General features: G+C 39.9%; 11 protein-coding genes. 4 read left to right on the forward strand and 7 right to left on the reverse strand.

Features of this window, described 5'->3' with window-relative positions:
• Positions 1–693: 693 nt before the first annotated feature.
• On the reverse strand, positions 694–1,032 hold the full coding sequence (gene erpA / locus FW757_RS07135) for an iron-sulfur cluster insertion protein ErpA (protein WP_058560150.1): 339 nt from the start codon (positions 1,030–1,032) through the stop codon (positions 694–696).
• A gap of 135 nt (positions 1,033–1,167) precedes the next feature.
• Positions 1,168–2,262, reverse strand: a complete 1,095-nt coding sequence (locus FW757_RS07140) for a DKNYY domain-containing protein (RefSeq protein ID WP_446441049.1) — start codon at positions 2,260–2,262, stop codon at positions 1,168–1,170.
• A gap of 163 nt (positions 2,263–2,425) precedes the next feature.
• Here FW757_RS07140 and FW757_RS07145 point away from each other — a divergent pair, with 163 nt between their 5' ends.
• The 4 genes from FW757_RS07145 to hemL all read left to right on the forward strand — a co-directional run bounded on the left by FW757_RS07145 (position 2,426) and on the right by hemL (position 7,025).
• Positions 2,426–4,108 (forward strand): chloride channel protein, encoded by a 1,683-nt coding sequence (locus tag FW757_RS07145; RefSeq protein WP_145241292.1) that lies wholly within the window; start codon positions 2,426–2,428, stop codon positions 4,106–4,108.
• A gap of 19 nt (positions 4,109–4,127) precedes the next feature.
• Positions 4,128–4,562, forward strand: coding sequence for a CopD family protein (locus FW757_RS07150; RefSeq protein ID WP_145241290.1), 435 nt, complete (start codon positions 4,128–4,130; stop codon positions 4,560–4,562).
• Between the two features lie 136 nt (positions 4,563–4,698).
• Positions 4,699–5,715, forward strand: coding sequence for an aspartate carbamoyltransferase (locus FW757_RS07155; protein WP_145241288.1), 1,017 nt, complete (start codon positions 4,699–4,701; stop codon positions 5,713–5,715).
• 29 nt (positions 5,716–5,744) lie between these two features.
• Positions 5,745–7,025 (forward strand): glutamate-1-semialdehyde 2,1-aminomutase, encoded by a 1,281-nt coding sequence (gene hemL / locus FW757_RS07160; protein WP_149982051.1) that lies wholly within the window; start codon positions 5,745–5,747, stop codon positions 7,023–7,025.
• A gap of 71 nt (positions 7,026–7,096) precedes the next feature.
• On the opposite strand, the gene mrcB is transcribed toward hemL, so the two are convergent.
• From mrcB to FW757_RS07185, 5 genes are all read right to left on the reverse strand, one after another.
• Positions 7,097–9,445: a penicillin-binding protein 1B gene (mrcB, locus tag FW757_RS07165; protein WP_145241284.1), complete on the reverse strand. Its 2,349-nt coding sequence runs from the start codon at positions 9,443–9,445 to the stop codon at positions 7,097–7,099.
• Positions 9,446–9,590: 145 nt separating this feature from the next.
• Complete coding sequence (locus FW757_RS07170) at positions 9,591–9,752, reverse strand: YqaE/Pmp3 family membrane protein (RefSeq protein ID WP_145241282.1); 162 nt, start codon at positions 9,750–9,752, stop codon at positions 9,591–9,593.
• Between the two features lie 176 nt (positions 9,753–9,928).
• A complete protein-coding gene (locus FW757_RS07175) occupies positions 9,929–11,158 on the reverse strand; it encodes an ammonium transporter (RefSeq protein WP_149982053.1) in 1,230 nt (409 codons plus the stop codon).
• Between the two features lie 9 nt (positions 11,159–11,167).
• Positions 11,168–11,506 carry a P-II family nitrogen regulator gene (locus FW757_RS07180; RefSeq protein WP_149982054.1) on the reverse strand — a complete coding sequence of 113 codons (339 nt, stop codon included), beginning with the start codon at positions 11,504–11,506 and terminating at the stop codon, positions 11,168–11,170.
• 176 nt (positions 11,507–11,682) lie between these two features.
• Positions 11,683–12,915, reverse strand: a complete 1,233-nt coding sequence (locus FW757_RS07185; RefSeq protein WP_149982055.1) for a GGDEF domain-containing response regulator — start codon at positions 12,913–12,915, stop codon at positions 11,683–11,685.
• Positions 12,916–13,142: the final 227 nt, after the last annotated feature.

Here is a 13,142-nt window from a genome sequence, read left to right on the forward strand (position 1 = left end):
TCTCCTACTAGATGATTTAAAGTTAATTAATTAAGAGTGAAATTTGCCCGTCTCGCTCTTGGATACATTATATACTATTCAGACTCATGTGAAATAACTAATTTCAGCTGAGTACCCATTTAAGGAATCAGCTATTATAGATGAGTAGATTTATTGTTAAAGTCACAACAAAACGCGCGTTCTATAATTAGTTCCTTTTTAATGTAACAAATAATTAATTTAAATAAACCTTTTTTATGATTAATTATTTTTGACTTATAAATTAAATAGTTACATTATTAACTGTCCCTTTATTGTTAGGAGCAAGCGTTTATGTTCAGATTATTGTTTTTACTACCCATTATCCTCTGCTTAGTTTGGTACTTTTTTCTTAAATCAAATGGCGTACCGATCAAAAAAGGTAAGAAAGGCTTTATATATATTTTAGCGTTTTCTGCAATAGTGTTAGGTTTTTTTATTCTAATGCTCCAAGTCACTCACCCTACATAAATGAGTGACTTAAGCTAAAGTAAGCCAATTTGACGTTCACTTAGCATCTATAAACAAAAAATAAGCGCTAAAGTCAGCAAGGTTACAAAGCTCAGATCAGCAACAACAGCATCAGTTAATGAAATAATAGCTACGCAGTAATTTTAGATAAGAAGATTTTTTAGGTAATAAAAAAGCCGCTAGCTGCGGCTTTAATCAATTGCTTTAAACGCTGAAACTAGCGCCACACCCGCAGGTGGTAGTTGCATTGGGATTGGAAACAAAAAAGCGTGCGCCTTCAAGTCCTTCGGTGTAATCCACCTCACCATCAACTAAATATTGAATACTCATTGGGTCAACCACTAAGGTTACGCCATTTTTTACAATTTCTAAATCGCCTGGGTTTGCTTTTTCATCAAAAGTAAAACCATATTGGAAACCTGAACAACCTCCGCCTGTTACATAAACACGCAGTTTTAGATCTGGATTTTCTTCTTCGTCGATTAACTGTTTAACGCGAACAGCAGCTGCATCGCTGAACTTAATGGGTAATTCTTCTGACATACCATAACCCTCTATACCTACATTGTTTTGATTATCTAATACCCGAGTGTTTTAATCAAGTATAGTAAACAACTACTAATTTCATCTATAACTAGGTTGTCATCAGGAAAACCGATCCATCTTCAATAAGCTTGATCAAAAGTCACTTCTAGAGCTGACAATTTCACCTCGCATGTAATAGTGCTTTTTATCTAGCGCATCTGAATTTGTACTTTCATCATAATCAGTTACTGCAAAGCTCTCGACATCTGCATCATAGATGCGCTGAACACCATCAGACTGGCTATAATGATATACACCACTTTTATCCTTAATATAATTTCGCTCAATTTCCTCGAAAGAGTCAGGATCAAGCCCGTTTATTGCGCTGGTTTCATTTCCAGATAAATAATAAATATTACTTTTATCGCGAGCGAACTCATAGCTTGTAGTGAGTATTTCAAACGTCTGCAAGTCGGCCTCCGGTACAATAATATTTTCGCCATAAAAAATGTGGTTTTTATCTTTGGCATAACCGCTAAATAACGGTGTAAAAGAGTCGAAATCAACAGCTTTCAATATTTCATCATCATAGTAAACTGTATATTTCCCTTCTGTTTCTGAATAATTCCATTGTGGGAAGTCATCATCAAAATTTGAAAATGTTCGGGGATTTGCAGCTTCTATAATTTGATTTCTCAAGACCACTTGAGTGTCATTAAGCCAATATAATTTGTGACTGATTAATTGCCCTTTAATATTACGAGGGTCAACATCAGAAACCCGCTTCCCAAAATAATAAAAACTATGATTGTCGCTGGCATATAGTGACGTTGAATGTTCATTTTCATAGTCTTTGCTATCATAAGTAATGAAGCTATCAGGGTCTGCACCTGAAATCACTGTACCACTAAAATACACTGTATTATTAACAACAGCATAGCCACTATTTGGCACCCCTTTAATCATGTTAATAAACAAACTTGAATACCCAAAAACTACAAAAACAATGCAAACAACGACGGCACTTATTTTAGCTAATAAAAAACTGTTAATGCCTAAATAATTAATACCAAACAACCCAAATAAAATGAAGATGCCTACTGGGAAAAGCAAAAATAACATTACACTCAAAACTGCCGCTTTATTATCCACAGCTCCAGGAGCTGCAAGCATCATCGGTGACATCATCACCATTAAAGGCCAAGCCATTAATGCAAATGTAGTTATAATACTTAATAGTAGGTGCATAAAACCCTTCCAAAATTGAATATCCGTTTCTATGAGCTTGCAACTTACCCAAAGCCTTACTAAATATCAATTTGCTTTAAGTGAAATACCAGTAAAAATCTCAAGGACTTCCATTAACTATTTTGATAAACTGCCCGCTGAAATAGGTGGCGAGGAAATATGCATGTGGCTTGAAACGCTTAGGCGTCGCTTGGCAAAGCCAAAAACATCGGTGCAATTGTGCTTACTCGGCGTAAGTGCTGGACTCATTGCGGCGTTTTTGATCATTCTATTTCGCTTAACTATTCTATTTTTCCAAGGTTTATTCCTTGAAAATCCTGACGATTTTACTACCTTACCGCCTCTTGAGCGGGTTTTAATGCCTATTATTGCTGCCTTTTTAATTGCGCTATTTGCTGCTTTGACTGGTTTTAAACATTATCGATTAGGTATTCCCTTTGTTATTCACCGTATTAAACGCCATTACGGGCAAATGCCGTTATACAACACGGTAAATCAATTTGTCGGTGGTGCACTGGCATTGATCAGTGGTTTCTCGGTTGGCCGTGAAGGGCCATCTGTACATATGGGCGCAACCGGTGCAAGTTTGCTGGCCGATAAATTACATTTGCCTCATAACGCCATGCGGACACTCAGCGGTTGTGGAGTTGCAGCTGGTATTGCCGCATCATTTAATACACCACTTGCAGCTGTTATTTTTGTGATGGAAGTGGTGCTTAGGGAATACAAAGTACATATATTTGTGCCAATAATGCTCGCTGCAGTCACTGGTGCACTGGCGACGCAGTTTGTATTTGGTGACGCATCAGAATTAGCACTGATCACAGTGACGGCATTAAGTGGCTGGCACTATCCATTTTTAATCCTGTTTGGTATGGCTTTGGGCGCGGTTGCTTATGCTTTTAACCAAAATCTAATGTTGATCATTCGTACCTTCAAACCTTTGAGTATGTTTCCACGTTTATTGCTGGCAGGTCTGATTGCTGGCGGCATTGCTTATATGGTGCCACAAGCGATGGGTTCTGGTATGAGTGCAATAACTTTGGCCGTAGAAAGCCCTGATGATGTGCAACTATTAACCACTATTTTAATTGCTAAATTACTGGCGACATTATTTGCAATTGGCTTGGGGATTCCCGGCGGGATCATTGGCCCAGTGATTGGTTTAGGCGTACTGATGGGCACTTTAATGGCCTTTTTTGCACAATTTATTAGTCCCGGCGTTGATATCTCTGGTACTTATAGCGTCTTAGGCATGGCAGGCTTATTAGCAGCCACCTTACATGCTCCACTGGCTGCTTTAACGACGGTAATGGAGTTAACCTCAAGTCCTGAAATAATCGTGCCGGCCATGTTAGTTATCTCAGCGGCATACGTCACCGCATTACAAGTATTTGGCAATCGGTCGATATTTTTACAGCAGCTCGACTTTCAAGGTTTAGCCTATCATGTCTCCCCTGCCACCGAAGCACTGCAAAAAGTCGGGGTAATGGACGAGATGGATGAAAACTTCAAACTACTCTATTCAGATGATAAAGAACAAATAGAAAGCACCTTAAATGCTGTTGATAGCCAAACCCCGTTAATTGTTTATGATCCTGAAAATGGTTATCGCCTTGCAGAATATGATTTAAGTTTAATGTCAGATCAAAATATTTCGATCAACTACATCAGCTTGCAAGGGATCAGCAGTCAAGCTACTTTGGCCGATGTGTTTGATGTATTAAAAGATAAGCGCAGCGGAGCTGTGTATATTTATAACTTACTCGATAATCAACAAATTATGGGAATAATGCGCTGGGATCAGATCCGCCACATTCTTACCATACGTAATAGCTTACTGTAACTAACAATAAGAGAACATTATGAGCGCGCTACTGATCTACAAAGCCTTACATGTATTTTTTATGATTGCCTGGTTTGCTGGCATATTTTACTTACCCCGCCTCTTTGTTTATCACGCTATGAGCGAAGAAAAGTCCTGTAACTCCATGCTCAAAGTGATGGAGCGACGGTTACTGTATTTTGTGACGCCATTTGCAGTACTAACGGCGGTGTTTGGCGTGCTGACAATTGTTGAATATGGCCGCGACTGGTTTAAATACAGCATGTGGATGCACTACAAATTAGTATTAGTGATCGTGCTATACATTTACCATGGCTATTGTTTTAAATTACTGGCGGATTTTAAACACGACCGTAATACTCGCAGCCACCGCTTTTATCGTATTTTTAACGAACTACCGGTATTAGTGCTATTAGTCATCGTATTTTTAGCTATAACTAAACCCAGCTTGTAAAATTTGCTATATAACCAAACCACTTCAAGATGCAGAAACTCGCTTCTTGAGGTGGTTTGGGTATAATATTGCGCGATTGCGTGCCCATCGAAGATGGTTAATCGCGCCCCTTTTGAATGTGATAGGAACAGCCCCCATGTTAAGTTTCCAAGGTGAAAATATTCTTTCTGTCAATCAGCTCGATCGCGACTGTATTGAACGTATTTTTGCAGTAGCCAAAAAAATGGAGCCGTATGCTAAAAAGCAAAAACGCACCAATGTATTAGAAGGCGCAATCTTAGCAAACTTATTCTTTGAGCCAAGTACCCGTACCCGCGTAAGCTTTGGTACAGCCTTTAATTTATTAGGTGGTTTGGTTCGTGAAACAACGGGGATGCAAAGCTCTGCATTAGCCAAAGGCGAGTCTTTATACGATACCGCGCGCGTTATTTCAGCTTACGCCGATGCGGTCGCTATGCGCCATCCTGATGCAGGCTCAGTGGCTGAATTTGCTACTGGCTGCTCAGTGCCGGTGATCAATGGTGGCGATGGCCCTAACGAGCACCCAACTCAAGCATTACTTGATTTATTGACAATTGAGCGTGAACTACATCGCTTCGATCAAAAAATAGATGGTATGCATATCGCCCTTGTTGGTGATTTAAAATACGGTCGTACCGTGCATTCATTATCAAAATTATTATGTCATTATAAAGATATAAAATTTTCGATGGTGGCACCTGATGGCTTACAAATGCCTAGCTATATTCTTGATGCCGTCGATAATGCGGGCCATAAAATTGAAATCGTCGATAAAATGGAAGGTAACTTAGCCGCCGATATCGTCTATCAAACCCGTATCCAAGAAGAACGCTTCCCATCGCAAGAAGAAGCCAATAAATACCGTGGTGGTTTTAGAATTAGCCAATCAATTTATAACACCCACTGCAAACCAAACTCCGTGTTAATGCACCCATTACCACGCGATAGTCGTATAGAAGCCAATGAGCTTGATAACGATTTAAACCTTAATGACAATTTAGCTATTTTCCGCCAAGTACAAAATGGCGTGTTAATTCGCATGGCGCTGTTTGCATTGACACTCGATGTTGCCGATAAAGTAGAGCAATACGAAGTTGCTGTGCCTTGGTTTAGCCGTAAACGCGATAGTTAATTTTAACGTGACAACTAATAGGATTTTTTATGACAATTAGCCAAGATTTATTTGCCCGCGCACAACAATCGATTCCCGGTGGCGTTAACTCTCCAGTACGTGCATTTAATGGCGTTGGCGGCACACCGCTATTTATTACCAAAGCCCAAGGCCCATTTACATTTGATGCTGACGGCAACCGTTATATTGATTATGTTGGCTCATGGGGCCCGATGATCATGGGTCATAATCACCCAGCTATCAAACAAGCAGTGCTTGATGCGGTAGAAAATGGCCTAAGTTACGGTGCGCCAACAGAAGCTGAAATTCTAATGGCTGAAAAAGTAAAAGAGCTAGTACCATCAATCGAAAAAGTTCGTATGGTAAGTTCTGGCACAGAAGCGACCATGAGTGCAATTCGCCTTGCTCGCGGCTTTACTGGCCGCGATAAAATTTTAAAGTTTGAAGGCTGTTACCACGGACATGCTGATTCATTATTAGTGAAAGCGGGTTCTGGCGCATTGACTATGGGCGTACCAAACTCGCCAGGTATCCCTGAAGATTTTGCCAAGCATACATTAACTGTTTCGTTTAATAACCTTGATGAAGTAAAAGCTATTTTTGCCAAATACGCTGACGAAATCGCCTGTATTATCGTAGAGCCAGTTGCTGGTAACATGAACTGTATTCCACCAGTACCAGGCTTTTTAGAAGGCCTGCGTGCAGTATGTGATGAATATAAATCAGTGCTTATTTTTGATGAAGTAATGACCGGCTTTCGCGTAGCCCTAGGTGGTGCACAAGCCTATTACAACATCATTCCAGACTTAACCTGTTTAGGTAAAGTGATTGGCGGCGGCATGCCAGTAGGCGCGTTCGGCGGTAAAACTGAGATCATGGATTACATCGCTCCTGTTGGCCCAGTTTACCAAGCAGGCACTTTATCAGGTAACCCAATTGCTATGGCTGCAGGTCTAAAATCGCTAGAGTTACTGTGCGTTGAAGGACTACATGCTGATCTTGAAGCAAAAAGTAAAGCAATCTGTGAAGGTTTTGAAGCCGCAGCAAAAGCTGCAGGCATCGCCCTAACAACTAACTATGCCGGTGGTATGTATGGTTTCTTCTTTACTGAACAAGAGAAAGTAACCACTTACCAACAAGCTACCCAGTGCGATTTAGAACGCTTTAAAAAGTTCTTTCACTTGATGCTTGAAGAAGGCGTGTATTTAGCGCCATCAGCATTTGAAGCTGGTTTTGTTTGCTCTGAACACTCTGAGCAAGAAATTGCCGATACAATTGCAGCAGCAAAAAGAGCTTTTGCTAAGCTTTAAACTATTAAACATAAAAAAGCCCGCAAGGGCTTTTTTTATGTCTAAAATAAATACCTGCTCCAGTAATTACTTTACTGACAGCTAGGCCTTGGCTCAAATTCACTGGCTCTAAGTGGCAGTTGAATTACTTTACCGCAGCCCGGTGGCGCTTGCTTACCCGTTAATTCATTAATAAAAGCCCAGCGAATTGAAGGCGGACGAGTATCTGCTATTGCCTCAGGGTTGAGCGGCTTAAGATAACGAATATACGTTTCTAATGCACCAACACTACCCGTTAAGCCTGTACTTTTATTATCATCACGACCAAGCCAAGCAACGGTTACTGTATTTTGATCAAACCCTGCATACCAACTATCACGTAGATCATTACTGGTGCCCGTTTTACCAGCCAGCTGAATTGATGGGAAATGGGCATTTAAACGTTTAGCAGTGCCATCTTTGGTGACTCGCTTCATCGCGTATTTAGTCATATAAACAGCGGCTTTATCAAAACGCGGTTCAGAACTAACTTGGTGCTGATAAAGCACACGCCCAACAGAGTCGGTTAATGCCGAAATAGATGTTAATTGACGGTATTCGCCATCAGCCGCCAACGTGGTATAAAGCTGTGCAACTTCAAAGCTCGACATTTCAACGGCACCAAGCAGTAATGATGGATAATGTGATATTTGCTCTTTAGCGCCGAGTTTATTGAGTGTGTTCGCTACTTTATCAACCCCGACATCAAGTCCCAAGTTGACCGCAGGAATATTGATACTTTGACTAAACGCTTTATATAGTGGCAGCATACCGCGATATTGATGATCAAAATTCTCTGGTTGCCATACTTTGCCTTGCTCATTAGTCACTTGTACTGGCGAGTCATCTAACAAAGTAGCTAAGTTATAGTGCGGTAAACCCAAAGCTGTTAAATACACAGCCGGTTTAACTAACGAGCCTATGTTGCGCTTAGTATCAAGTACGCGGTTAAAACCTAAAAAGCGCGGATCGCGTCCCGCAACTAAAGCAGATATACCGCCTTTCTCTACATTCACTGAGATCATCGCCGCTTCAAGCTGCTCTGTCGTGGCGCGTTTTTCAAGGTAAGGTAGGCTTTTTTCAATTGCCTCTTCCATTGCCGCTTGTTTTTGGAGATCAAAATAAGTAAATACACGCACGCCCGCATCGAGTACTTCTTGGTCCGGTAGTAATTTTTTCAGCTCACGATCCACCAGCTCTAAATAACCAGGATACGATTTAGGCAAGCTGTCTTTCATAGGTGCAATATCAATTGGCCGCTTTAATGCAGCACGGTATTCGCGGGTATCAATTAATTTATTATCAACCATCAAACGTAGCACTAAATCACGACGTTCCATAGTGCGTTCAGGATAACGGCGTGGATTATAATATGAAGGGCCTTTCACCATCGCAACGAGTAGTGCAATTTGATCGAATTCAAGCTCATCAACAGGCTTAGAGAAGTAAAACTCAGAAGCTAAGCCCATGCCATGCACACCTTGGTTATACGATTGACCAAGGTATACTTCGTTTAGATAAGCTTCTAAAATTTGATCTTTTGAATAGCGATAATCTAAAATTAACGCGATCAACGCTTCGTTAAATTTACGGACCAGCGTACGATCACGGGTTAAATAAATATTTTTTGCCAGCTGCTGGGTTAACGTACTACCGCCTTGAACTGTACGCCCTGCTTTAATATTGCTGTATAAAGCCCGCATAATCGAAAACACGGATACACCGTGGTGCTGATAAAAGTTCTGATCTTCAACCACTAATAATGTATCTGTAAGCATCGGCGGGAATTTATCCAACGGCACAAACTCTCGATCTTGTTTTGAATCATTGCCTATGCGCGCAATTTGTACTGGCTCTAATCGAGCATTGTTTAAACGCCTGCCAAACTTATCTTTAATACTCGCGAGTTTTTGTCCTGCAAAGCGTAACTCAATAACCTGTGCTTGCTCTAAGCCATCATAAAATTCAAATTCACGACGGAAGATTTTAATACTATCGCCCGCCTTTACATACTGACCGGTACGACTTAACTGATTGACTGATGAATAGTTTAGCCTATCCAGTTCCCACACAACTTCTTGACTAGATAAGAATTGTCCAGGGTAAAAACCCATTGCTCGTGCATAAACTTGTGCTGGTAATTGCCATTTATTGCCTTCAAATTGACGCGTAATTTTGGCGTCCAGATAAATTAAATATAAGCCCATCGCAACAATGCCAGCTAAGCTTAGTTTCCAAAAAATAGACCAGACTTTGCGACCAATTCCACGTTTTTTTATATTCGCTGCAGACGTATTTTTAGTCGAAGTTTTTTTCACCGACTTAGACGCTGTGCTTGGTGCTTTCTTTGCCGGGCGTTTTGATGGAGTTTTAGTGGAGCGGGAGTCTTTTTTATCAGCCATTGACGTTGCTATTTATTTCCAGAGTTTAATTTACAGGTGCGAGCTTAGCATATAGCCTAACACCTGCAAAATTAACCTTGACTGAAACTACTTGCCCCGAACTTTGGGCATTAAATTTTTTAACCTCAGTTGCGGTGGCTTCATTTTAGCGTGTACACAACCACAATGAGTGGATCATTGCCGGTATAAAAAATATAAAGCACAAGACAATATTAATAATCAAATCTTTACCCACACCCGCTTTCAAAAACACAGCAACAGGTGGTAAAAATATAGACAAAATAATCAGTAATAGTTTGTTATCCATGCTTAACCTTATTTGTAGTTGGAGTGATTTTAAGCATAGTTACTTATTGTGATTTTTGCTGTTTTAATAAACTTTAATTAAAAAAATTTAGCCTCTGCGTATATACAAAAAAAGCCCTAATCTAAATTAGGGCTTTGCTTTGAACACACAATGATTTTAAAACTTTTTACTTTTACTTAGTTACTGCGTACCGAAACAAACTCAGGGTAAGCATCAATGCCACAATCGTGTTGATCCATACCGTTTAATTCTTCTTCCTCTGTTACCCGGATCCCCATGGTTTTCTTCAGTATTGTCCACACAATAAGTGAAGCAATAAATACAAAACCTAAGATACATACTAAGCCAATTAACTGGTTAACTAGGGTTGCATCAGTATTTGATACTGGCACTAAGATAATACCCAAGATACCGCACACACCGTGCACTGAGATAGCACCTACAGGGTCATCAATTTTAACTTTGTCTAGTGCTACAATGCTGAACACCACTAATGAACCACCTAAAATACCCAGTAAACAAGCAAGTAAAGGCGACGGTGATAATGGATCTGCGGTGATAACAACCAAGCCAGCAAGCGCACCATTAAGTACCATAGTTAAATCTGCTTTACCCCATAACACTTTACAAACAAACAGTGAAGCAATGGCACCGGTTGCCGCAGCAGCGTTAGTATTTAATAATATTTTACCAACTGCAGTCGCGTTTTCAGCATCAGAGATAAGTAGTTGTGAACCACCATTAAAGCCAAACCAACCCATCCATAAAATAAATGTACCTAATGTAGCCAATGGTAAGTTAGAGCCTGGAATTGGATAAATTTCACCATTTTTACCATATTTACCTTTGCGAGCGCCGAGCATTAATACACCGGCAAGTGCTGCAGCAGCACCTGTGCCGTGAACAATGGCTGAGCCTGCAAAATCAACAAAACCCATTTCAGATAAGAAACCGCCACCCCATGTCCAGTAACCTTCAACTGGGTAGATAAAACCAGTTAACACTACCGCAAAGGCTAGAAAAGCCCACAACTTCATGCGTTCAGCAACCGCACCCGATACAATCGACATAGCGGTTGCAACAAATACGACTTGAAAGAAAAAGTCAGATTCTAAAGAATGATTAGCATCAGCGGCTTGAGTGCCAATAAGCCCACCTAGAGATGGAATAAAGCCACCTTCAGCATTGTCTACATACATAATGTTGTAGCCAACAAGTAAGAACATGGTACATGCGATGGCATAGAGCGCCACGTTCTTAGTTAAAATTTCAGTGGTATTTTTTGAACGCACTAAGCCCGCTTCTAGCATGGCAAAACCTGCTGCCATCCACATCACTAAAATACCCGACATTAAAAAATAAAATGTATCTAACGAAAACTTGAGTTCTACGATCGTGTTTTCCATAAAGCCCCCTTAAATTGCTTCTTCATCTAATTCACCCGTACGGATACGGACAATTTGATCTAAGTCGTAAACGAAAATTTTGCCGTCGCCAATTTTGCCTGTTGCTGCAATTTTGGTAATGGTCTCAACGACCCGTTGACAATTTTCGGTACGAGTAGCAATTTCCAGTTTAATTTTAGGAATAAAATCAACTTGATATTCAGCTCCACGGTACAACTCTGTATGACCGCGTTGACGACCAAAACCTTTGACGTCAACAACCGTCATCCCCTCAATGCCTAAATCAGCTAGCGCTTCTCGCACATCATCTAATTTGAATGGCTTTATTATTGCACTAATCATTTTCATAGTGGCCCCCTTCGGACGCTTATTGTTATCCTGTTTGCTAAGACAATCCAACCTTTGTGCCACTATTTTTAACGTTTTAAAAACAACAAATTACATAATAAAAACAAATTACCCGCATAAAAAATGCACCATATAGGTGCATTTTTTTAACATCTTAACTGTACTGGTGCAGCAATCTAGTTTTGTCTGACGACACAGTCTCTACTTTGTTCTTTAGCTTGATACAAAGCTTTATCAGCTAAGCGCATGGCACTTGTTAACGTAACATTTTGAAATTTTGTTAAACCAATACTCACCGTAATTGTAAATGCATCACCATTGATCACAAAATCATACTCAGACAACCGCACTCTAAACGCTTCAAGTAACTGGTAAGCTTGATCTAAATCTACATCAGTTAATACAATGGCAAACTCTTCCCCCCCCACGCGTGCAACGGTAAAATCTTTAAACGAACTACGTAATAAAGACGCCACTTGCTTTAATGCCTGATCTCCAGCTTCATGGCCAAATTTATCATTGATTGCTTTGAAAAAATCAATATCAAGTAATGCTAAACTATTGTTACGCGAGGTTTCTTTTAGCCGTTTTTCAGCAAATTGATAAAAATAACGGCGATTATAAAGGTTGGTTAAATCATCGCGAAAGGCACTTTCTTTAATATCTGCGATCAGTGACAGCTGCTCCATAGTCTGTAATACACGACAATGAAACTCTTCATTCATAAAGGGTTTGGTTAAAAAATCATTCGCGCCGAATTTAATAAACCGTGCTGATAAACCATGCTTACCCGCACCTGATAAGCCAATAATCGCTAAATCATCACGACCACGAAAATTTCGCACCGCTTTAACAAGCTCAAAACCATCCATTGTCGGCATCGCATAATCAGTTAGTAATAATTTAATCTCTGGATCATTTTTCAGTATTTTTAAAGCTTGCTCACCATCATGCGCATCTTGTACATCAAATAGCTGTTTTTCGAGCATTTGTTTCATTAATGAACGGCTTAAACGAGAATCATCAGCAATTAAGGCTTTGCAACCTTGGTTACGTAATAGCTGAGCGACTAATTTAACCGCATAATGATAAGAATCACGATTATCTTTTATTACATAATCGACTACCCCAAGCTCTAATATTTGCTGGCGTTTATATTCATCAATGGTAGATGTTAGTACTACGGTAGGGATCATTTGGTCTAAAGTATATTTAACAACTTCGCCATTCATCGCATCAGGCAGGGTTAAATCGACCAAAGCAAGCGTATACTGATGTTTTGCAATGAACTCTTTGGTCTCGGCAAGTGACCAAGCAAAATCGACAGCAACATCAAGATAATGAGCTGATAAGTGCCGCAAAACCTGCTGGACCACTTTACTATCTTCAACAACTAAAACTCTTTGCATATATCTTCTCTACACTTCAGGTGGACATTGCGAGGGTAAACTTTTTACGAGTAAAAACTAAAAGTCATAATAAGCAGTAATATACTTTATTATCAGCTTGAGCAAAATATATTGCTGAATATATACGCATAAAATAGAGTATTTACGTTACTGATAATATTTATGTCTAATGCTCACCGATTAATATCGTCGTCTAGTCTCATTCCCTTTGTTATTTACAAAAAAAT

This window comes from Pseudoalteromonas sp. 1181_04, assembly GCF_052850545.1.

Bases quoted from the DNA above. Each gene is read 5' to 3' on its own strand.
- erpA (WP_058560150.1), bottom strand. From the start codon at position 1,032: ATGTCAGAAGAATTACCCATTAAGTTCAGCGATGCAGCTGCTGTTCGC.
- FW757_RS07140 (WP_446441049.1), bottom strand. From the start codon at position 2,262: ATGCACCTACTATTAAGTATTATAACTACATTTGCATTAATGGCTTGG.
- FW757_RS07145 (WP_145241292.1), top strand. From the start codon at position 2,426: ATGTGGCTTGAAACGCTTAGGCGTCGCTTGGCAAAGCCAAAAACATCG.
- FW757_RS07150 (WP_145241290.1), top strand. From the start codon at position 4,128: ATGAGCGCGCTACTGATCTACAAAGCCTTACATGTATTTTTTATGATT.
- FW757_RS07155 (WP_145241288.1), top strand. From the start codon at position 4,699: ATGTTAAGTTTCCAAGGTGAAAATATTCTTTCTGTCAATCAGCTCGAT.
- hemL (WP_149982051.1), top strand. From the start codon at position 5,745: ATGACAATTAGCCAAGATTTATTTGCCCGCGCACAACAATCGATTCCC.
- mrcB (WP_145241284.1), bottom strand. From the start codon at position 9,445: ATGGCTGATAAAAAAGACTCCCGCTCCACTAAAACTCCATCAAAACGC.
- FW757_RS07170 (WP_145241282.1), bottom strand. From the start codon at position 9,752: ATGGATAACAAACTATTACTGATTATTTTGTCTATATTTTTACCACCT.
- FW757_RS07175 (WP_149982053.1), bottom strand. From the start codon at position 11,158: ATGGAAAACACGATCGTAGAACTCAAGTTTTCGTTAGATACATTTTAT.
- FW757_RS07180 (WP_149982054.1), bottom strand. From the start codon at position 11,506: ATGAAAATGATTAGTGCAATAATAAAGCCATTCAAATTAGATGATGTG.
- FW757_RS07185 (WP_149982055.1), bottom strand. From the start codon at position 12,915: ATGCAAAGAGTTTTAGTTGTTGAAGATAGTAAAGTGGTCCAGCAGGTT.